The following is a 21,942-nucleotide window of genomic DNA, read 5'->3' on the forward strand; positions in this document are numbered from 1 at the left end:
GGCTTTTCGGCCAAGTTTTTCGGTTTATTTGCTGACCGTTAGTCTTATTGCAACAGGGATCGGAAGGGTCGCGTAGGACGATTGCCTTGAAACCCGGCGCACTCGCCACCACTTCTATGGCTATCATGGTTTTTTCCTACTATCCGCTCTGAATCTTCGCGGGTGGTGGTCTATTTCGTCCTCGACGGGTTTACAGTCTGGGGTGACTACACGAGGTATGTTATGTCGGATTTCCAACTCGTCACCCGCTTTGAACCCGCTGGCGATCAGCCGGAAGCCATCCGCCAGATGGTCGAGGGCATCGAAGCCGGCCTGGCCCACCAGACGCTGCTCGGGGTGACAGGTTCGGGCAAGACCTTCAGCATCGCCAACGTGATCGCGCAGATCAACCGGCCCACCCTGGTACTGGCGCCCAACAAGACCCTGGCCGCGCAGTTGTATGGCGAGTTCAAGGCGTTCTTCCCGAATAACGCGGTGGAATACTTCGTTTCCTACTACGACTACTACCAGCCCGAAGCCTATGTGCCGTCCTCCGATACCTTTATCGAGAAGGACGCGTCTATCAACGACCACATTGAGCAGATGCGGCTCTCGGCGACCAAGGCGCTGCTGGAGCGCAAAGACGCGATCATCGTCACCACGGTGTCGTGCATCTACGGCCTGGGCAGCCCGGAAACCTATTTGAAGATGGTGTTGCACGTTGATCGCGGCGACAAACTCGACCAGCGCGAGTTGCTGCGTCGCCTGACGAGCCTGCAATACACGCGCAACGACATGGACTTTGCCCGTGCCACCTTCCGCGTGCGCGGCGATGTGATCGATATTTACCCGGCGGAATCCGACCTGGAAGCGATCCGCATCGAACTGTTTGACGATGAAGTCGAGAGCCTGTCGGCCTTCGATCCGTTGACCGGCGAGGTAATCCGCAAGCTGCCGCGCTTCACGTTCTATCCGAAAAGCCACTACGTGACCCCGCGCGAAACCCTGATGGGCGCCATCGAGGGCATCAAGACCGAGTTGGCCGAGCGCCTGGAGTACCTGCGTTCCAATAACAAGCTGGTGGAAGCCCAGCGTCTTGAGCAGCGCACCCGCTTCGACCTGGAGATGATCCTGGAGCTGGGCTACTGCAATGGTATCGAAAACTACTCGCGCTATCTCTCGGGTCGTGATTCCGGGCAGGCGCCGCCCACACTATTTGATTACTTGCCGGACGACGCGCTGTTGGTGATCGATGAGTCGCACGTCAGCGTGCCGCAGGTCGGCGCGATGTACAAAGGTGACCGCTCGCGTAAAGAAACCTTGGTGGAATACGGTTTCCGTCTGCCGTCGGCGCTGGATAACCGGCCAATGCGTTTTGACGAGTTTGAGAGCATCAGCCCGCAGACGATTTTTGTCTCGGCCACGCCGGGTAATTACGAGGCCGAGCATGCGGGCCGTGTGGTTGAGCAGTTGGTGCGCCCGACGGGGCTCGTCGACCCGCAAATCGAAATCCGCCCGGCGCTGACCCAGGTCGATGACTTGCTCTCGGAGATCGGCAAACGTGTGGCCCTGGAAGAGCGGGTGCTGGTCACCACGTTGACCAAGCGCATGTCTGAAGACTTGACCGACTACCTGGCTGACCACGGCGTGCGCGTGCGTTACCTGCACTCGGACATCGATACGGTGGAGCGCGTGGAGATCATCCGCGACCTGCGCCTGGGCACCTTTGATGTGCTGGTGGGGATCAACCTGCTGCGTGAAGGTCTGGACATGCCGGAAGTGTCGCTGGTGGCGATCCTCGATGCGGACAAGGAGGGCTTCCTGCGTTCCGAACGCTCGCTGATCCAGACCATCGGCCGCGCGGCACGTAACCTCAATGGGCGGGCGATTCTCTACGCGGACCGCATTACCGGTTCCATGGAGCGGGCGATTGGCGAGACCGAGCGCCGCCGCGACAAACAGATTGCTTTTAACCTGGAGCATGGCATCACGCCCAAGGGCGTGTTCAAGGACGTTGCCGACATCATGGAAGGCGCCGTGGTACCGGGCTCGCGCAGCAAGAAGCGCAAGGGCATGGCCAAGGCTGCCGAGGAAAGCGCCAAGTACGAGAACGAACTGCGCTCGCCGAGTGAGATCACCAAGCGCATTCGGCAATTGGAAGAGAAGATGTACCAGTTGGCGCGGGACCTGGAGTTTGAGGCGGCGGCGCAGATGCGGGATGAGATTGGTAAGTTGCGTGAGCGTCTTTTGGCTGTTTGATCTGCGCTGACAGGACTGGCCTCATCGCAGGCAAGCCAGCTCCCATATTTTGATTTGTGAATACAGTCAAATGTGGGAGCTGGCTTGCCTGCGATGGCCGCGCCTCGGTCTCCCGGATTCACCCAGGCTGGAGCCCAACCACCCCAGGCTGTTACCATTCCCCCCTTGTTTCAATTTTCAGCTTTATCGCCCATTCGAGACCTGCCATGACCACCGTCCGCACGCGCATTGCGCCATCGCCTACTGGGGATCCCCACGTCGGCACTGCTTACATCGCCTTGTTCAACTACTGCTTTGCCAAGCAGCACGGCGGTGAATTCATCCTGCGGATCGAAGACACCGATCAACTGCGCTCTACCCGTGAGTCGGAACAGCAGATTTTCGATGCCCTGCGCTGGTTGGGCATTACCTGGGCGGAAGGCCCGGACGTTGGCGGCCCCCATGGCCCGTATCGCCAGAGCGAGCGCAGCGACATCTACAAGCAGTACACCCAGCAATTGGTCGACATGGGTCATGCGTTCCCGTGCTTCTGCACCGCCGAAGAACTGGACCAGATGCGCGCCGAGCAACAGGCCCGCGGCGAAACCCCGCGCTACGACGGCCGTGCGCTGCTGCTGTCGAAAGAAGAAGTCGCCCGCCGCCTGGCCGCTGGCGAACCGCACGTTATCCGCATGAAAGTGCCGAGCGAAGGCGTGTGCGTGGTGCCGGACATGCTGCGCGGTGACGTCGAAATCCCGTGGGACCGCATGGACATGCAAGTGCTGATGAAGACCGACGGCTTGCCGACGTACTTCCTCGCAAACGTGGTCGACGACCACCTGATGGGCATCACTCACGTGCTGCGCGGTGAAGAATGGCTGCCGTCGGCGCCGAAACTGATCCTGCTCTACGAGTACTTCGGCTGGGAACAGCCGCAGCTGTGCTACATGCCGCTGCTGCGTAACCCGGACAAGAGCAAGCTGTCCAAGCGCAAGAACCCGACCTCGGTGACCTTCTACGAGCGCATGGGCTTCATGCCGGAAGCCATGCTCAACTACTTGGGTCGCATGGGCTGGTCGATGCCGGACGAGCGCGAGAAGTTCTCGCTGCAGGAAATGGTCGACAACTTCGACCTTTCCCGCGTGTCTCTGGGCGGGCCGATCTTCGATATCGAGAAGCTGTCGTGGCTCAATGGCCAATGGCTGCGTGACTTGCCGGTGGAAGAGTTCGCCAGCCGCGTGCAGCAGTGGGCGTTGAACCCTGAGTACATGATGAAGATCGCGCCGCTGGTGCAGGGCAGGGTGGAAACATTCAGCCAGGTCGCACCGTTGGCCAGCTTCTTTTTCGCGGGTGGCGTGAACCCGGATGCCAAGCTGTTTGAGTCCAAGAAACTCTCCGGTGATCAGGTTCGCCAGTTGATGCAATTAATCCTGTGGAAGCTCGAAAGCCTGCGCCAATGGGAGAAGGATGCGATCACCGCGACCATCCAGGCGGTGGTGGAGTCCCTGGAATTGAAGCTGCGCGACGCCATGCCTTTGATGTTTGCCGCGATCACCGGGCAGGCCAGTTCGGTGTCGGTACTCGATGCGATGGAAATTCTCGGCCCGGACCTGACGCGTTTCCGTCTACGCCAAGCCCTTGATTTGCTTGGTGGTGTGTCGAAGAAAGAAAACAAAGAGTGGGAAAAACTGCTGGCTGCTATCGCCTAAGCAGGCTGCTGCAACGGTGAAACCCCGGTTTTCCGGGGTTTCACCGGTAAGTGATTGTTATCCCGGCAAAAAACTTTGGAAATTGTTGAAAATAAATTTGACACACTTCTAAACCGCCATTAAGATTCGCCCCGTCCTCACCGATGAGGGGCTATAGCTCAGCTGGGAGAGCGCTTGCATGGCATGCAAGAGGTCAACGGTTCGATCCCGTTTAGCTCCACCAATTTACAGGTTCAAGGTCTGGCCACACCGTCCTTGAGTTGATGTACAGAAGGTTTTGTCCCCTTCGTCTAGTGGCCTAGGACACCGCCCTTTCACGGCGGTAACAGGGGTTCGAGTCCCCTAGGGGACGCCAGTTTCAACAAGCAGTTCGAAAGGTCTGCTGCGTCGAGAGACGAAAAATCCGGGGCTATAGCTCAGCTGGGAGAGCGCTTGCATGGCATGCAAGAGGTCAACGGTTCGATCCCGTTTAGCTCCACCAATTTTACAGGTTCAAGGTTGCGGTCACTCGGTCCTTGAATCGATCAGTTCTCAGCGCTGATCAGTGTATAGAAGGTTTGTGTCCCCTTCGTCTAGTGGCCTAGGACACCGCCCTTTCACGGCGGTAACAGGGGTTCGAGTCCCCTAGGGGACGCCACGATTACCCGCTCTGCGGGATTTTTAAGGGTCATTCAATTATTGAATGGCCCTTTTGTTTGTCTGGCGTTTGGCCAATTCCTCTCTCAATTCCCTTTATATCTTCTGACCAATGGTCACGCCTGTCGCTTGCCAAATATTATTATGGTAATAATATTCAACCCATGAACATCGGAGGCAATGATGAGCGATAAAAAAGCGCAAACCCGCGAACGCATTCTGCAGGCTGCCAGCGCCGCGTTGATCCAGCGTGGCCCGGCAGAACCAAGTGTGGGTGAGGTCATGGGGGCCGCGGGGCTGACCGTCGGTGGTTTCTACGCGCACTTCGAAAGCAAGGACGCGCTGATGCTGGAGGCCTTTACACAGTTGCTGGCCAAGCGTCGCGCCTCGATCGACGACATCGATCCACAGCTGACCGGGGAAGAGCGCAGAAGCCTGGTGGCGGCGTTCTATTTGTCGCGCAAGCACCGTGACTCAACCGCCCAGGCATGCCCGATCCCGGCCACGGTGGGCGAAATGAGCCGTCTGCCGGATGAGTTCCGCCAGGCACTTAATGAGCACTGCGAGTTGATGGCTGCGCAGCTCGCCGCCAGCCCTGAAGACACTGACAAAGGCCTGGCTGACATGGCGCTGATGATCGGTGGCCTGGCCCTGGCCCGCGCGCTGGGTCCTGGTGAATTGTCTGACCGTGTGCTGCGCGCCGCCAAGTCGGCGGTGCGCTAGAAGAGGGCTCTCATGATGGGCACGCTAACCTGGACTCGTCGCTTCAACGGTACGCTGGGACACCTCGCTCCGCAAATGGTGGCCAACAAGATGCGTCGCGCCTTCATGACGCCGCGCCATCTACCGCCGCGCGATTGGGAGCTGCCGCTGCTGGCGCAATCGGAGCGCATTACCTTGCGTTTCGGTTTGTCTGCCTTGCGTTGGGGCCAGGGGCCTGCGGCGTTGTTGATGCACGGTTGGGAAGGGCGGCCCACTCAGTTCGCGAGCCTGATCACTGCGTTGGTCGACAATGGTTATTCGGTGATTGCCCTGGACGGTCCCGCCCATGGCCGTTCGCCGGGGCGCGAAGCCCATGTGCTGCTCTTTGCTCGCGCCATGCTTGAGGCGGCGGCAGAGTTGCCGCCGCTGCATGCCGTGATCGGCCATTCAATGGGCGGTGCCAGTGCGATGCTGGCAGTGCAGTTGGGCTTGCGTACCGAGGCGTTGGTGAGTATTGCCGCGCCGTCACGCTTTCTGGATGCGCTACGCGGCTTTACCAAGATGGTCGGTTTGCCAGCGCGGGCGCGTTCGGCGTTTATCCAGGAGGTCGAGTTGACGTTCGGCATGCCGCTCAAACACTTGGATGTGGCCCACTACCAGATGAATATCCCCGGCCTGATCGTGCATGCCGAAGACGATACGTTCGTCCCGGTCAAGGCGTCGCAAGCCATTCACGAAGCCTGGTTCGACAGCCGCCTGCTGCGCCTGGAGCAGGGCGGTCACCAGAAAGTGCTGGCCGATCCACGGGTGATCGACGGTGTGCTGGCATTGCTGGCCGGCTGCTGTCTACAGGAGCGGCAAAGCGCCTGATACACTCCTCCCGCCGACATTAATCGACTGGAGCAAGGCATGGGCTGGGATTTGGCAACGCCGTTTATCATCGATCTGCAGGTCGCCCCTGAAGACATCGACGGCCTGGGGCACGCCAATAACGCGGTGTATGTGTCTTGGCTGGAGCGCTGCGCCTGGCGCCATTCCCAGCGCCTGGGGCTGGACCTGACCGAATATCGTCGACTTGACCGCGCCATGGCCGTGGTGCGGCACGAGATCGATTACCTGGCCGCAGGCTACGAAGGCGATGAGCTGCAACTGGCCACCTGGATCGTCGACTGGGACCAACGCCTGAAGATGACCCGGCGCTTCCAACTGGTACGCCCGCGTGACGGCGTCACTTTGTTGCGCGCACACACCACCTTTGTCTGCATCGAGCTGTCCAGCGGCAAGCCCAAGCGCATGCCCGCGGAGTTTCTCGACGGTTATGGCCCCGCCCTGACAGGGGGTTAACGGTTGCTGTGGGAAACCCAGTAAACTGCGCCACGATTTTTGTTGAGTGTTTTCCATGCAAATTGCTTTGGCGCCCATGGAGGGGTTGGTCGACAACATCCTGCGGGACGTGCTGACCCGAGTCGGCGGTATTGACTGGTGCGTGACCGAGTTCATCCGCGTCAATGACCGCCTGCTCACCCCTGCGTATTTCCACAAGCTCGCCCCGGAACTGCTGCACGGTGCCCACACCGCCGCGGGCGTACCGCTGCGCGTGCAATTGCTCGGCTCCGACCCGGTGTGCCTGGCCGAAAATGCGGCCTTGGCCTGCGAATTGGGTTCGCAGGTCATCGACCTGAATTTCGGCTGCCCAGCCAAGACCGTCAACAAGTCGCGCGGTGGTGCGGTGCTGCTCAAGGAGCCGGAGCTGCTCAACCAGATTGTCGAACACGTCCGTCGCGCTGTGCCTGCCCATATCCCGGTAACCGCCAAGATGCGCCTGGGCTTCGACAGCCCGGACGGCGCCCTGGTTTGCGCCACGGCCCTGGCGGAAGGCGGCGCTGCGCATATCGTGGTGCATGCACGCACCAAGACCGATGGCTACAAACCGCCCGCCCACTGGGAGTGGATCCCGCGGGTGCAGGACGTGGTCAAGGTGCCGGTGTTCGCCAATGGCGATATCTGGAGTGTCGACGACTGGAAGCGTTGCCGCGAAATCAGCGGCGCCGAAGACATCATGCTGGGCCGCGGCCTGGTCGCGCGTCCTGACCTGGCACGGCAGATCGCTGCGGCGCGGGCGGGCGAGGACGTGGTTGAGATGACTTGGGCAGACATGCAGCCCATGCTCCAAGACTTCTGGACCCAGTCAGTGGCGCAACTGACCGAGCGCCAAGCGCCGGGGCGTTTGAAGCAATGGCTAGCGATGCTCACCCGCAATTACCCTGAAGCGGTGGAGTTGTTTACGTTGATGCGTAGGGAAACTGATCTGGAGCAGGTCGGACGTTTGCTGGGTATGCCCAGCCAGCGTGAGCGGTCGATGGCGTTGCAAGATTAGGTTTACATATATAAGTGTTTCATCTTTTGCTGTAAGGGGCGCCGAAAGGCGCCTTTTTTTGTCTGAAAAATAACGGTGTAGCGACAATGCGCCCTGTTCAGGGCAGTGTTCAGCCTGGATGGCGCTTGGAGGGTTGCCATGTTGTCGCGAGATATATGCAAATAAGCATGAGTGTCGGGTTCGACTGCTACGAGGTTTTAACAGGTTGGCCTTGATGGAAGGGTGTTGAAGTACTTGCGTGCGCGTTAGTTAGCATAAGTTGCGCGCGTCAAAAAGGTTTGTTGTTTTCCTGAAGTTACTTTCTGTCAGGGTGTTGCCTTTAGTGTCATATCTTGAGGCGCGCAGGCCGTACACCTTCGCGGTTTTATACTGGATGTCCATAGGCTAAATGCTCGACTGGTTATTTGGTTTCCTTATATAAGCCTCGATTTTTCGGAACTCGTTGCCGTTTCGCCCCACGAATCTTTCGAGTTTGTCGAACTCACCGTTGATTCACACTCCACATCAATAACTCGCTCTCCTGTCAGCGCAGGGTTGAGCGTGGTCTAAGGAATAGAAATATGTCTAATGTATCGACCAAACCGTTTGTGCCAATGAACGCAGAATATGCACACCTTAGTCAGCCGTCCGTACAGGTGAATAAACCGCTCGAACTATCTCCGGCGGCGGATAATGTAAGTAAGTTTCTGAAAGACAGCAGCCCGGCGCCCAAAGAAAATAATCTGACCGTTAATAAAGAATCGCTGGAAAAGTTGTTCGCCATGTTTGAGTTTGCGGTCAAGGCGATGCGAAGCATGCTTGCGGGTATGGGCGTACTGCCCAAGATGCCCGGTGAACTGGATGCTCAATCCCAACTGAAGCCTGGCCCTGATCCAAAGGTCGTTGCAGATACAAATGGTAAACCCAAGATGGAACCGCAAACGGATGCCAGGACGCCGGTGAAGCCTGGCTCTGATCCTAAAGTCATTGCAGATACAAGCGTTAAACCCAAGATGGAACCGCAAACGGATGCCAGGACGCCGGTGAAGCCTAGCTCTGATTCTAAAGTCATTGCAGATAAAAGCGTTAAACCCAAGATGGAAACGCAAGTGGATGCCAGGACGCCGGTGAAGCCTGGTCCTGATCTTAAAGTCGTTGCGGATACGAACGTTAAACCTGGGATCGAGCCGCTTGCGGATGCCAAGACACCGGTCAAGCCGGGCCCGGACGTGAAGGTAAAGCCGGATGGGCAGACCCAGATGACCATGACACCTGACGGCAAGCTCGCCGCAAAACCGACTATGACTTCAGTCACTGATACTGCGCAAAATAATAAGTTGTCTTCCGAAATCAACGTGACGGTGCAGGTCCAGGGCTGTCACTGCCCCCATACAGGCGAAAAAATTGCGCCACAGCCCGTGCTCACCCCTAAGGTCGATGTGCAGCCCGCGCTACCGGCATTGGTTACGCCAAAGGTCGATGCCCAACCCCAGCCGCCAACAGTGGTGAACCCGAAGGTCGATAAACAACCGTCGCTGACATCAACGGTCATTCCGAAGCTCGATACCTCGCCGTTGCTACAGCCTCAAGTCACTCCGGCGACCGTTAACAAACCCGAACCCAAAGCGCCTGCAACGCCGGTCGAACCTAACACGACCACGGCTGATCCGAAGCCTGAGACCCGGCCTGCTCCGGACCTTACAGCCCCCGCACCGGATGACTTGGTGAACGATTCCAGCAGGCACTCCCGGAGCCGATTCGACGACCATCGCGCTGCCAGGCCAAGCCTGCGTTCACGTTTCTGAGCCTGCTGTCTTGAAGCGTTGAACATAAATGTCCGTTCCCTGACCCGTTAGGTCAGGGAACACTCAAAGAGATTTGAAGCATGTCATCAATAAGCCATAGCCACGCTACGCAACCCACTATCAATCCTTACCGGGCACCTGACTATTCTGTTCGTGCCTCGTGTGATTCAGGGCTCCAGAATAACGTTCGTACCGCACCACCAGCCCCCCGCACAGAGATCAAGCCCGGTAGCTTCGCAAATAACCCCACCCCAATTGCCTTGATGGGCATGCTGACCGAACTGTTCAAGCAGCTCTTCAGCCAATTGCAGAGTCTTCTGCAGGGAGAAGTGCGCCCGCCGGAGCCAAAAAGCAACGACTTACCTCTACCTCAGCCGCGTGTGCAGCCCGCTCCCGATACGACACCCGTCAACAAGCCAAAAGAGCCCATTCCCGAACTGTCTAATAAGCGTAACGGTGCAAAACCCAACAACATCTGGAATGGCTTTAGGCAGGGAAGCAAAGGTAACTGCGTAACGGTCTCGGCGATCAAGGCGGCGATGGCGAAGTTTGGCCAAAGCCCAACGGACATCTATAAGTCTGTTGAGAAGGTTGCAGACGCTTATAAAGTTGTTATGCGCGATGGGTTCGCGTTGACGTTGAAAGAATCTGAGTTGGACAGCGCTATTCGCGGTGCCGACTTTGTTCGCATGAATGATCGGGAAATGCTCAAGGATGCACACTTCCTTTTTGCGTGCTCTGCCAAGCGTGCGCAAATAGAGAATAACGATGGATTCGCGAACAGAAGCTTTGATGCAGCCATAAGAAGTCTTAACGATCGAGAGGATGAAAGTGGGCCGGGGGAGGGCCTTAAGCGTTTGGGGTTAAAGGATCATATGCAACGCGTGTCGGCGCGTGACTTGGCCGACAGGTCGTTGATCGGTATGGTCAACAGACGCGGGCACTCGGTTGCGGTGGTGGATGGAAGTGAAGAGTATTACGGGCGCAGAGGTGGCCGGCCCACCGGTGGGCAGGCGATTGCGCTGGTCTGATAACGCCGATAACTGTCCGATTTGACCCATGTAGCCGCAAAGGGCTCACCACGGAATGTTCGCATGGATGCCACTTTAACTGTAGTTCGTGGTTTAGCACGTTGACCTGTATGCACGCTTTGAAAGGTTGAACGACTACGCACTTGTGAAGGCTTAGTTGTGTGATTCAACTGGCCGATTAATCTGCCGCAGGATCAACGTGCTTTTTTATTTCAGACACTGCTTTATAAAGTTTTAGCGTTTTTCGCTGTGGACGCGTCCACCTATTTCATTAAGCGTTAATGATATGAGTACGTCTGCCATTGAACCTTCTCCTCGCTTAATGCCCATGGTCACGACGAGTGTCCGCCCCCAGGCCGCCGCGGTGTTGCAGGGTTTCACTGAAACTGGTTTAAACCCGACCCTTGTCGGCGATCAACAGCTCCCTGAATCCGATCATCGGCAGTGGTCGGCTGTGCCAATAGCCTTGGTACAGATGGCAACCCAAGCCCTGCAGAAATGTCAGTTGATCCTGGGTTTCCACACCCTCGGCGATCACCACCAGGTTCAGGCTGCGAGCCATCGCCACAATGGCGCGGATGATCTCGGCGTCGTTGGGGTCGTGAGTGGCGTCACGCACAAAGGATTGGTCGATCTTCAGCGCATCCACCGGCAGGCGCTTGAGGTAAGTGAGCGATGAGTAACCGGTGCCGAAGTCATCCATCGCAAAGCTCACGCCGAGTTTTTTCAGGCGGCGCATTTTGCTGATGGTGTCGTCCAGGTTCTGAATCACGATGCCTTCGGTGATTTCCAGTTTCAGCAGGCTGAACGGCAATTGGTGCTGCTTGAGGCTGCGCTCCACCCGCTCCACAAAATCGTTCTGGCGAAACTGCCGAGGGCTGATGTTCACGCATAGGCTGAAGTTCAACGGGTCTACCAGGCCTTCCGCGATCAGTTGTTGAAAGGCCGCGCAGGCTTCATCAAGGATCCAGGTGCCAACTTCAAGGATCAGGCCGCTGTCCTCCAGTACCTTGATGAATTCGGACGGCGACTGCGCGCCCAGCTGCGGGTGCTGCCAGCGCACCAGCGCCTCGGCGCCGACGATCTTGTTGCCGCGTGCATCCACTTGCGGCTGGTAATGCACGCTGAACTCACCGCGCGACAGCGCCAGGCGCAAGTCGGTCTCCATGCGCAGGCGTTCGCTGGCGGTTTTTTGCATGCTGTTATGGAACATCTGCGTGGTGTTGCGCCCTGAGTCCTTGGCGCGATACAGGGCGATGTCGGCGCGCTTGAGCAAGTCCGCCGGCGTGGTGCCATGGTCGGGAATCAGCGCCACGCCAATACTCGGCGTGACCTGCAAACGATGGCCATCGAGGAACATCGGCTCCGAGAGTAATTCGCGCAGGGTGTCGGCCAGTTCTTGCACCTGATTGCTGACTTCCATGCGCGAACCGTCCAGCCCACTGAGCAGCACCACGAACTCATCGCCGCCCAGGCGCGCCACGGTGTCTTCCATGCGCACGCTGGCCTCCAGGCGTGCGGTGACGATCTTCAGCACCGAGTCGCCGACCGGATGGCCGAGGGAGTCGTTGATGTGCTTGAAGTGGTCAAGGTCCAGGAACAGCAGCGCACCGCGCAAATTGTGGCGCTTGAGCAGGGCAATCTGCTGGCTCAGGCGGTCCATCAGTAGGGCGCGATTGGGCAGGTTGGTCAACGGGTCGTGGTAGGCCAGGTGGCGGATCTGTGCCTGGGCGTTTTTCAGCAGGCTCACGTCCCGCGCCGTCAGCAGCAGGCACGGGGTTTCATTCAGGGTGATGGGCTCCACCGAGACTTCCACCGCCAGCAACTCGCCGCGCTTGTTGTGCCAGAGCATTTCCAGGTGGTGGATGCGCCCTTTGATCTGCAATTCGGCCAATAGCGCCGCGCGTTGGTTTTCATCGGCCCAGATACCGATCTGGTAAAGGGTCAGGCCTATGGCGTCCTCGGCGCGATAGCCGGTCAGGCGGCAGAAACCGTCGTTGACCTCCACATAACGGCCGGTGTCGCGCTCGGTGATGGAAATCGCGTCGGGGCTGGAGTGGAAGGCCTTGGCGAACTTCTCCTCGCTGGCTTTGAGTGCAGCTTCCGAGCGTTGTTGCTGAGTGATGTCCCGCAGCGTGGTGACGATGCATGGCTGGTCGCCGACCTTGATCAAACGGCTGGAAATCACGCACGTCAGGCTCTGTCCGTTTTTGTGATGCGCCACAATCGCCACATTGCTCAGCGTTTGCTCGCGGATTACCCGCTCGATTCGCTGCAGGCGTTTGCTCGACTCGTCCCACAGGCCGATCTGCTCGGCACTTTTGTCGATCACCTCGGCGGCGGTCCAGCCAAAGGTCTGGGTAAAGGCAGGGTTGATCTCCATAAACACGCCGCTGTCCAGGCAGGTCACGCAGATGGGGTCCGGGCTGGCCTGGAACAGGCTGGCGAATTTTTCTTCGGAGGCGGTCAGGCGTTGTTCGCGTTCCACTTGGTCGGTGATGTCCAGCAAGGTGCCGGCCATCCGCAGCGGCGCGCCTTTATCATCGCGGTACAGGCGGGCACGGCTTTCAAGGTAGCGCGAGCTGCCGTCTTCCATGGGCACGCGGTAGGTCAGTTGATAGTTGCCGGCCGGCCCCTCGCGCAGGGTGCGGTAGGCGTTGCGCATGCTTTCGCGTTCTTCATTGGGCATGCCTTCGAAAAACGCGTCGAAAGACTCATGGAACGGTTCGGGCGGCAGGCCGTGCAGTTGGGCGGCGCGCGCCGAGCCATAGAGCATGCCGGTGGGGATGTGCCAGTCCCAGGTGCCCAGTTGCGCCGAGTCCAGCGCGAGGTCGAGGCGTTCCTGGCTGTCCTTGAGGGCTTGCTCGGCGTTTTTGCGCTCGGTGGTATCGAGAAAGGTGCTGAGTAAATACGCCTCACCCTCCAGCTCGACCTTTTGCGCGCTGAGGGTGCCATCGTGGACCTGGCCGTTGCTGGCACAAAATTGCACCTCCATGGTGATGGGCCGGCCCTTGCGCTGCGTGGCCTTGACCAGCAACGCACGTTGCTCCGGGTGGCGCCACAGGCCGAGCTCCAGGGTGCTGCGGCCGATGGCATCGGCCAGCGGCCAGCCAAAGAGCATTTCGAAATACTGGTTGGCCTCGCTGATCAAGCCGTCGGACTGGCGGGTCAGCAATACCATGTTGGGGCACAGGTGGAACAAGGTGGCAAAGCGTTTTTCGGAGTGGCTGAGCGCGTGCTCGCGTTCGCGCTGGCGGGTGGTCTCGCGGATCACCCCGATCATGCGGCGCCGACCGGCTTTGTCTGGCGCCAGGCTGCCGTTGATCTCCAGCCAGTGATGGGTGCCGTCCGGCCACTGGATGTGGTGGTGCATGGCCTGCTCGAATGGCTCGCCGGCCAGTACGGCGTGAAAGGCCCGCACTACACGGGCGCGATCCTGCGGCGCCAGCAGGTCGAGATAGTCCAGGTCCTTGGCCAACGGTTGGCGCGGGTCAAAGCCGAACAGCGCCTGGGTGCCCCGCGACCAGCTTATCCTGCCGCTGTCGATCTCCCAGCACCATGCACCCAGCCTGGCGGCATTGAGCGCTGCCAGCAGTTGTGGGGCACTGTCCCAGCTTTGCTCCGCCTCTTGAGGATCAAGGGCGTAGATGCGGGGCAGGGGTGGCAGGGAATCGACGGGGTTGCGCATTATCAAAGGGCCTTGGCTCGATGGGCGTATAAGCGCGGTTTCTTTCAGACCTTGAGGCCGCACAGTGTCATGCCGGTATCCCTGGCAGATCGACCTGTGCATCCAATAGGCTCATGAAAGCCCGCGCAGCGTTCGACAGCGTCCTTTCGGTGTGCACGATATAGCCTAGCTGGCGACTGAGCTGTATGCCCGGCAAAGCGATACTTGCCACCTGCTCATCGAGCATGGTGCGCGGTAAAACGCTCCAGGCCAGGCCGATCGACACCATCATCTTGATAGTTTCCAAATAGTTAGTGCTCATTGCGATATTCGGCGTGAGGCCCTGGGCCTCGAATAGCCGGCTGACAATATGGTGAGTAAAGGTGTTGCCGCCCGGGAAAACCGCGGGGTGGCCGGCGATATCGGCCAGGTTGACGCGGCCATTGCTGATCAGGCTGTGCTCCGGCGCCACCACGAAATCCAGCGGGTCGTCCCACACCGGGGTAGCACGTACGAGATTGTGCGGATCCGGCGCCAGGGTAATGACCGCCACTTCGGCGCGGCCGTGGAGGATTTCTTCGTAGGCCACTTCCGAATCGAGGAACTGAATATCCAGCGCCACATTCGGGTATTCCCGGGTAAAGGTGCGCAGCACAGGCGGCAGGCGGTGCAGGCCGATATGGTGACTGGTGGCCAGGGTCAGGCGGCCGCTGACTTCGCCGGTCAGGTTAGTGAGTGCGCGGCGCGTGTCGTCCAGCACATTGAGGATCTGATAGGCGCGCGGCAGCAGGGCCCGTCCAGCTTCCGTCAGGCCGACTTCTCGGCCCAGGCGGTCGAACAATCGTACCTTTAGTTGTTGCTCCAGGCCGGCAATGCGTTTGCTGATGGCGGGTTGGGTCAGGTGCAGGCGTTCACCGGCGCCGGAGAAACTGCCAGTCTCGGCGATGGCGATAAAAGCATTGAGGTTGGCCAGGTCCATGGTGGTATTCCAGTTGGTAATCCAAAGCATAAAAAATATGAATTTGAGTTATTTAATGTAGCGCCATACCATCAGCCTCACAAGCCAAAGGGTTATTGAAAAGCCCGGCGTATAGAAGCACCGATGATGAGGACCGACTGATGGCCGGCAAAACGCTTTACGACAAGCTTTGGGATTCCCATGAAGTGAAACGGCGCGACGATGGTTCGTCGCTGATCTATATCGACCGTCACATCATCCATGAAGTGACCTCGCCCCAAGCGTTCGAAGGCCTGCGACTGGCCGGGCGCAAGCCCTGGCGCGTCGACTCGATCATCGCTACCCCGGACCACAACGTACCGACCACCCCTGAGCGCAAGGGCGGCATCGACGCCATCGTCGACACCGTGTCGCGTTTGCAGGTGCAGACCCTCGACGATTACTGCGACGAATATGGCATCACCGAATTCAAGATGAATGACGTGCGTCAAGGCATCGTCCACGTGATCGGCCCGGAGCAGGGCGCGACCTTGCCGGGCATGACCGTGGTTTGCGGCGACTCCCATACCTCCACTCACGGCGCGTTTGGCGCCCTGGCCCACGGCATCGGCACGTCCGAGGTGGAGCATGTGTTCGCCACCCAGTGCCTGGTCGCCAAAAAGATGAAGAACATGCTGGTGCGCGTTGAGGGCAAATTGCCGTTCGGCGTGACCGCTAAAGACATCGTGCTGGCGGTAATCGGCAAGATCGGCACCGCCGGCGGTAACGGCCATGCCATCGAGTTCGCTGGCAGTGCGATTCGCGACCTGTCCATCGAAGGCCGCATGACCATCTGCAACATGTCCATCGAAGCCGGTGCCCGCGTGGGCATGGTGGCGGCGGACGAGAAGACCGTCGAATACGTCAAAGGCCGTCCGTTCGCACCAGCAGGTGCTGATTGGGACGCTGCGGTCGAAGCCTGGAAAGACCTGGTGTCCGACGCCGATGCAGTGTTCGACACTGTGGTTGAGCTCGACGCAGCCCAGATCAAGCCGCAAGTCAGCTGGGGCACTTCGCCGGAAATGGTCCTGGCCGTCGACCAGAACGTGCCAGACCCGGCTAAAGAAACCGACCTGGTCAAGCGCGGCTCCATCGAGCGCGCCTTGAAGTACATGGGTTTGAAAGCCAACCAGGCGATTACCGACATCCAGCTGGATCGCGTATTCATCGGTTCCTGCACTAACTCGCGGATCGAAGACCTGCGCGCTGCAGCGGTGATCGCCAAGGGCCGCAAAGTTGCTTCGACCATCAAGCAAGCCATCGTGGTGCCAGGTTCGGGCCTGGTGAAGGCGCAAGCCGAGGCGGAAGGCCTGGACAAGATCTTCCTCGAAGCCGGTTTTGAATGGCGTGAGCCGGGCTGCTCGATGTGCCTGGCGATGAACCCGGACCGTTTGGAGTCGGGCGAGCATTGCGCGTCCACCTCCAACCGTAACTTCGAAGGGCGCCAGGGCGCCGGTGGGCGTACCCACTTGGTCAGCCCGGCCATGGCCGCTGCGGCTGCCGTCAACGGTCGTTTCATCGACGTTCGCGAATTGATCTGAGGAATACCCGATGCGTGCTTTTACACAACACACAGGTTTAGTCGCGCCGTTGGACCGTGCCAACGTGGACACCGACCAGATCATCCCCAAGCAGTTCTTGAAGTCGATCAAGCGCACCGGTTTCGGCCCGAACCTGTTCGACGAGTGGCGCTACCTGGACGTGGGCTACGCCTACCAGGACAACTCCAAGCGCCCGTTGAACAAGGATTTTGTGCTCAACGCCGAGCGTTACCAGGGCGCCAGCGTATTGCTCGCCCGGGAAAACTTCGGCTGCGGCTCCAGCCGTGAGCACGCGCCGTGGGCCCTGGAAGAATATGGCTTTCGCAGCATCATCGCGCCGAGCTATGCCGACATCTTCTTCAACAACAGCTTCAAGAACGGTTTGTTGCCGATCATCCTGACTGACGAAGAAGTCGACGAGCTGTTCAAGCAGGTTGAGGCTGATGTGGGCTACCAACTGACCGTCGACCTGGCCGCGCAAACCGTGACCCGTCCGGACGGTAAGGTGTATCACTTTGAAGTCGACGCGTTCCGTAAGCACTGCCTGATCAACGGCCTGGATGACATTGGCCTGACCTTGCAGGACGGGGATGCGATTGCGGCGTTTGAGGCCAAGCACCGGGCTAGCCAGCCTTGGTTGTTTCGTGATGCTTGATGTGAGGTAGGCCGTGCGGGCCCCATCGCGGGCAAGCCCGCTCCCACATTTTGACCTGTGAACACGGTCAAGTGTGGGAGCTGGCTTGTCGGGTCGCCGCATCGCTGCGATAGCGCCCGTACCAACACCCCAAAACCCAAGGAAAACCACCATGACCACCACCGCCCACACCCAAGTCGTGCAAAAACAATTCGGCGAGCAAGCCTCGGCCTACCTGAGCAGTGCCGTGCACGCCCAAGGCACCGAATTCGCGCTGCTCCAGGCCGAACTGGCCGGGCAGGGCAGTGCGCGACTGCTGGATTTGGGCTGCGGCGCCGGTCATGTGAGTTTCAATGTGGCGCCGCTGGTCAAAGAAGTCGTGGCCTACGACCTTTCCCAGCAGATGCTCGACGTAGTTGCCGGCGCAGCTGTAGAACGCGGCCTGGACAACATCCGCACCGTACAGGGCGCCGCTGAACGCCTGCCGTTCGCCGACGGCGAGTTCGACTTCGTGTTCAGCCGCTATTCGGCCCACCACTGGAGCGACCTTGGCCTGGCCCTGCGTGAAGTGCGCAGGGTGCTCAAGCCAGGCGGCGTGGTGGCCTTCGTGGACGTCTTGTCACCGGGCAGCCCGCTGTTGGACACTTACCTGCAAACCGTCGAAGTACTGCGCGACACCAGCCACGTGCGCGATTACTCCGCCGCCGAATGGATGCGCCAGCTCAGCGAAGCCGGTTTGCACGTACGCAACAGCAGCCGTCAGCGCCTGCGCCTGGAATACACCTCGTGGGTCGAGCGCATGCGCACGCCAGAGGTATTGCGCGCCGCAATCCTTGAGCTGCAAACGGCGATGGGCCAGGAAGTGCGCGACTATTACGAAATTCAAGCCGACGGCACCTTCAGCACCGATGTGCTGGTGGTCTGGGCTGAACGCTGATTGATTTTTCCCGACCTGCCCACGGGCGGGTCGCTTGATGAAATGAGGAACGCATGAGCAAGCAGATTCTGATTCTCCCTGGCGACGGTATTGGTCCGGAAATCATGGCCGAAGCGGTCAAGGTCCTGGAACTCGCCAACAGCAAGTACAGCCTGGGCTTTGAGCTGAGCCACGACGTGATCGGCGGCGCGGCCATCGACAAGCACGGCGTGCCGCTGGCCGACGAAACCCTGGACCGCGCCCGCGCGGCTGACGCCGTACTGCTCGGCGCCGTGGGTGGCCCGAAATGGGACAAGATCGAACGTGACATCCGCCCTGAGCGCGGCCTGCTGAAAATTCGCGCGCAACTGGGCCTGTTCGGCAACCTGCGCCCGGCGATCCTCTATCCGCAACTGGCCGATGCCTCGAGCCTCAAACCGGAAGTGGTGGCGGGCCTGGATATCCTGATCGTGCGTGAGCTGACCGGCGGTATCTATTTCGGCTCGCCACGCGGCGTGCGTGAGTTGGAGAATGGTGAGCGCCAGGCCTACGACACACTGCCGTACAGCGAGAGCGAAATCCGCCGTATCGCCCGTGTCGGCTTCGACATGGCCCGCGTGCGTGGCAAAAAGGTTTGCTCGGTGGATAAAGCCAACGTATTGGCTTCCAGCCAGCTGTGGCGCGAAATCGTCGAAGAAGTGGCCAAGGACTACCCGGACGTCGAACTGAGCCACATGTACGTCGACAACGCCGCCATGCAACTGGTGCGCGCGCCGAAGCAGTTCGACGTGATCGTCACCGACAACCTGTTCGGCGACATCCTGTCCGACCAGGCGTCGATGCTCACCGGTTCCATCGGCATGCTGCCGTCGGCGTCCCTGGACACCAACAACAAGGGCATGTACGAGCCTTGCCACGGCTCGGCGCCGGACATCGCGGGCCAGGGCATTGCCAACCCGCTGGCGACGATTCTGTCAGTGTCGATGATGCTGCGTTACAGCTTCAACCTGGGCGACGCCGCAGACGCCATCGAGAAAGCCGTGAGCCTGGTGCTGGACCAGGGTTTACGCACTGGCGACATCTGGTCGCAGGGTTGCACCAAGGTCGGTACGCAAGAAATGGGCGACGCAGTAGTCGCCGCGCTGCGGAATCTGTAATCTCTCGGGCCCGCTTGCAGTTGTTGCTGCAAGGCGGCCCACTTTTTAACAAGGTGTAGTTGCGATGAAACGTGTAGGTCTGATCGGTTGGCGCGGTATGGTCGGTTCCGTGCTCATGCAGCGGATGCTGGAGGAGCAGGATTTCGATCTTATTGAGCCGGTGTTTTTCACCACTTCGAACGTGGGTGGCCAAGGGCCGTCCGTGGGCAAGGATATTGCCCCGCTCAAAGACGCCTACAACATTGAAGAGCTGAAGACCCTCGACGTGATTCTGACCTGTCAGGGTGGCGACTACACCAGCGAAGTCTTCCCCAAGCTGCGCGAAGCCGGCTGGCAGGGTTACTGGATCGACGCCGCCTCGAGCCTGCGCATGCAGGATGATGCGGTAATCGTTCTGGACCCAGTGAACCGCAAGGTCATCGACCAGCAACTGGACGCCGGCACCAAGAACTACATCGGCGGCAATTGCACCGTCAGCCTGATGCTGATGGGCCTGGGCGGTTTGTTTGAAGCCGGCCTGGTCGAGTGGATGAGTGCCATGACCTATCAGGCGGCCTCCGGTGCCGGCGCGCAGAACATGCGTGAACTGATCAAGCAAATGGGCTCCACCCACGCAGCCGTCGCCGATCAACTGGCGGACCCGGCCAGTGCGATCCTCGATATCGACCGTCGTGTGGCCGAAGCCATGCGCAGCGATGCGTACCCGACCGAGAACTTCGGCGTGCCATTGGCTGGCAGCCTGATCCCATGGATCGACAAAGAACTGCCGAACGGCCAGAGCCGCGAAGAGTGGAAGGCCCAGGCCGAGACCAACAAGATCCTCGGTCGCTTCAAGAGCCCGATCCCGGTGGATGGCATCTGCGTGCGTATCGGCGCGATGCGCTGCCACAGCCAGGCGCTGACCATCAAACTGAACAAAGACGTGCCGATTGCCGATATCGAAGGGCTGATCAGCCAGCACAACCCATGGGTCAAGCTGGTGCCGAACAACCGTGATATCAGCATGCAGGAGCTGAGCCCGACCAAGGTCACCGGCACCCTGAATGTACCGGTGGGGCGTCTGCGTAAGCTGAACATGGGTACCCAGTACCTGGGCGCGTTCACCGTTGGTGACCAACTGCTGTGGGGCGCGGCTGAGCCGTTGCGTCGTATGTTGCGGATTTTGCTGGAGCGTTGATCGCTTGAGGCAAGATGAGAAACCCGCGTTCTGGTGACAGGCGCGGGTTTTTTATTGTTCTTTCGGGCGCTATCGCAGGCAAGCCAGCTCCCACATTTGATTGCATTTCAACTGACGAAACTCGGTCGAATGTTGGAGCGGGCTTGCTCGCGAAGGGGCCATCAGCCACACCACAAAAGCTGGGTTAATTGCCTCACCCCCCACCACCCGGTAAAGTGCCGCTCCCCCGCAATGCCCGAGGCAGCCCCCATGACCCAGACCTTTGATATCGCCGTAATCGGCGCCACCGGCACCGTTGGCGAAACCCTGGTGCAGATCCTTGAAGAGTTGAGCTTCCCGGTGGGCACCCTGCATTTGCTGGCGGGCAACAACTCGGCTGGCGCGTCCGTGCCGTTTCGCGGCAAGAACGTGCGGGTGAGGGAGGTCGATGAGTTCGACTTCAGCAAAGTGCAGCTGGCGTTTTTTGCGGCGGGGCCGGCGGTGACCTTGAGTTTCGCCCCGCGTGCCACGGCGGCGGGTTGCTCGGTGATCGACTTGTCTGGCGCCTTGCCGGCCGCGCAAGCGCCGCAAGTGGTGCAGGAAGCCAACGCCCATGTGCTTGATGGCCTGGTAAAACCGTTCCAACTCGGCAGCCCAAGCCCGTCGGCGACCAACCTGGCGGTGGTCCTGACGCCCTTGCGTGGCCTGCTGGATATCCAGCGCGTGAGCGTCACCGCCAACCTGGCGATGTCGGCCCAGGGGCGTGAGGCGGTCAGCGAGCTGGCACGGCAAACCGCCGAGCTGCTGAACATGCGCCCGCTGGAACCGACGTTCTTTGATCGTCAGGTGGCCTTCAATGTGTTGGCGCAAGTCGGCACGCCAGACGCCCAGGGTCATACAGCCTTGGAAAAGCGCCTGGTCCATGAACTGCGTGCAGTGCTGGAATTACCTTTGCTAAAGATTTCCGCAACGTGCGTTCAAGCCCCGGTGTTTTTTGGCGATAGCCTGACTGTGTCTCTGCAACTGGGCGCAGCGGTCGATCTCGCCGCCGTGACCCGCGCACTCGACGCAGCGCCAGGTATAGAGCTTGTGGACGAGGGCGACTATCCCACCGCAGTGGGCGACGCAGTAGGCCAGGATGTTATTTATGTAGGGCGGGTCCGCAGGGGCGTGGATGACCCGGCGGAACTAAATCTGTGGCTGACGTCAGATAACGTACGCAAAGGCGCCGCACTGAACGCCGTACAGCTGGCGCAGTTGTTGATAAAAGACCTTGTGTAAAAGATACTTGGCGGCAATTTGTAGATTGATTCTAGCCAGGCGCTATGCTTGGCCCAAAGCAGAACAGAAGCGCGTCGGTAACCTATCGGCTCGCCATGCCTTATGGCAGCGGTTACCAACCTTCTCGCAGGCCGGGG

At 59.5% G+C, this 21,942-nt stretch carries 16 protein-coding genes and 4 tRNA genes; 18 read left to right on the forward strand and 2 right to left on the reverse strand.

Going from position 1 to position 21,942, the window contains the following annotated elements:
- Positions 1-222: 222 nt before the first annotated feature.
- From uvrB to BFP95_RS25605, 12 genes are all read left to right on the forward strand, one after another.
- On the forward strand, positions 223-2,238 hold the full coding sequence (gene uvrB / locus BFP95_RS25550) for an excinuclease ABC subunit UvrB (protein ID WP_065880879.1): 2,016 nt from the start codon (positions 223-225) through the stop codon (positions 2,236-2,238).
- A 206-nt stretch (positions 2,239-2,444) separates the two neighbouring features.
- On the forward strand, positions 2,445-3,926 hold the full coding sequence (gene gltX, locus BFP95_RS25555) for a glutamate--tRNA ligase (RefSeq protein WP_065874127.1): 1,482 nt from the start codon (positions 2,445-2,447) through the stop codon (positions 3,924-3,926).
- A gap of 147 nt (positions 3,927-4,073) precedes the next feature.
- Positions 4,074-4,149: transfer RNA gene (locus tag BFP95_RS25560), tRNA-Ala, on the forward strand.
- Positions 4,150-4,205: 56 nt separating this feature from the next.
- Positions 4,206-4,281, forward strand: a tRNA-Glu gene (locus BFP95_RS25565).
- 50 nt (positions 4,282-4,331) lie between these two features.
- A tRNA-Ala gene (locus tag BFP95_RS25570) sits at positions 4,332-4,407 on the forward strand.
- An 80-nt stretch (positions 4,408-4,487) separates the two neighbouring features.
- Positions 4,488-4,563 (forward strand) — tRNA-Glu (locus BFP95_RS25575).
- 182 nt (positions 4,564-4,745) lie between these two features.
- Complete coding sequence (locus BFP95_RS25580; protein WP_065911055.1) at positions 4,746-5,285, forward strand: TetR/AcrR family transcriptional regulator; 540 nt, start codon at positions 4,746-4,748, stop codon at positions 5,283-5,285.
- A 15-nt stretch (positions 5,286-5,300) separates the two neighbouring features.
- Positions 5,301-6,134, forward strand: coding sequence for an alpha/beta hydrolase (locus BFP95_RS25585; RefSeq protein ID WP_065874237.1), 834 nt, complete (start codon positions 5,301-5,303; stop codon positions 6,132-6,134).
- Between the two features lie 39 nt (positions 6,135-6,173).
- Positions 6,174-6,608: an acyl-CoA thioesterase gene (locus BFP95_RS25590; protein ID WP_015884984.1), complete on the forward strand. Its 435-nt coding sequence runs from the start codon at positions 6,174-6,176 to the stop codon at positions 6,606-6,608.
- A gap of 55 nt (positions 6,609-6,663) precedes the next feature.
- A complete protein-coding gene (locus tag BFP95_RS25595) occupies positions 6,664-7,641 on the forward strand; it encodes a tRNA dihydrouridine synthase (RefSeq protein ID WP_065874123.1) in 978 nt (325 codons plus the stop codon).
- 560 nt (positions 7,642-8,201) lie between these two features.
- Positions 8,202-9,425, forward strand: coding sequence for a hypothetical protein (locus BFP95_RS25600; protein WP_065910879.1), 1,224 nt, complete (start codon positions 8,202-8,204; stop codon positions 9,423-9,425).
- A gap of 269 nt (positions 9,426-9,694) precedes the next feature.
- Positions 9,695-10,456 (forward strand): hypothetical protein, encoded by a 762-nt coding sequence (locus tag BFP95_RS25605; RefSeq protein ID WP_371914464.1) that lies wholly within the window; start codon positions 9,695-9,697, stop codon positions 10,454-10,456.
- A gap of 391 nt (positions 10,457-10,847) precedes the next feature.
- Here BFP95_RS25605 and BFP95_RS25610 read toward each other — a convergent pair whose 3' ends face one another.
- Together BFP95_RS25610 and BFP95_RS25615 are read right to left on the reverse strand one after the other, a co-directional pair.
- Complete coding sequence (locus BFP95_RS25610; protein ID WP_065910882.1) at positions 10,848-14,144, reverse strand: EAL domain-containing protein; 3,297 nt, start codon at positions 14,142-14,144, stop codon at positions 10,848-10,850.
- A gap of 67 nt (positions 14,145-14,211) precedes the next feature.
- The gene (locus BFP95_RS25615; RefSeq protein ID WP_065874116.1) at positions 14,212-15,102 is read right to left on the reverse strand and encodes a LysR family transcriptional regulator; all 891 of its coding nucleotides are present in this window, start codon (positions 15,100-15,102) and stop codon (positions 14,212-14,214) included.
- Positions 15,103-15,242: 140 nt separating this feature from the next.
- On the opposite strand from BFP95_RS25615, the gene leuC reads away from it, so the two are divergent.
- The 6 genes from leuC to BFP95_RS25645 all read left to right on the forward strand — a co-directional run bounded on the left by leuC (position 15,243) and on the right by BFP95_RS25645 (position 21,805).
- Positions 15,243-16,661: a 3-isopropylmalate dehydratase large subunit gene (gene leuC / locus BFP95_RS25620; RefSeq protein ID WP_065910884.1), complete on the forward strand. Its 1,419-nt coding sequence runs from the start codon at positions 15,243-15,245 to the stop codon at positions 16,659-16,661.
- Positions 16,662-16,671: 10 nt separating this feature from the next.
- Positions 16,672-17,316, forward strand: a complete 645-nt coding sequence (gene leuD / locus BFP95_RS25625; RefSeq protein ID WP_032888286.1) for a 3-isopropylmalate dehydratase small subunit — start codon at positions 16,672-16,674, stop codon at positions 17,314-17,316.
- A gap of 151 nt (positions 17,317-17,467) precedes the next feature.
- A complete protein-coding gene (locus BFP95_RS25630) occupies positions 17,468-18,232 on the forward strand; it encodes a class I SAM-dependent methyltransferase (RefSeq protein WP_065910885.1) in 765 nt (254 codons plus the stop codon).
- Between the two features lie 53 nt (positions 18,233-18,285).
- Entirely contained in the window at positions 18,286-19,368 is a 1,083-nt protein-coding gene (gene leuB, locus BFP95_RS25635) for a 3-isopropylmalate dehydrogenase (RefSeq protein WP_003192555.1), read from the forward strand.
- A gap of 64 nt (positions 19,369-19,432) precedes the next feature.
- A complete protein-coding gene (asd, locus tag BFP95_RS25640) occupies positions 19,433-20,545 on the forward strand; it encodes an aspartate-semialdehyde dehydrogenase (protein WP_065910886.1) in 1,113 nt (370 codons plus the stop codon).
- A gap of 249 nt (positions 20,546-20,794) precedes the next feature.
- Positions 20,795-21,805 (forward strand): aspartate-semialdehyde dehydrogenase, encoded by a 1,011-nt coding sequence (locus BFP95_RS25645; protein WP_065910888.1) that lies wholly within the window; start codon positions 20,795-20,797, stop codon positions 21,803-21,805.
- The last annotated feature ends 137 nt before the right edge of the window (positions 21,806-21,942 follow it).

It is taken from the genome of Pseudomonas sp. 58 R 12 (assembly GCF_900005865.1).
GTDB lineage: Bacteria > Pseudomonadota > Gammaproteobacteria > Pseudomonadales > Pseudomonadaceae > Aquipseudomonas > Aquipseudomonas tritici.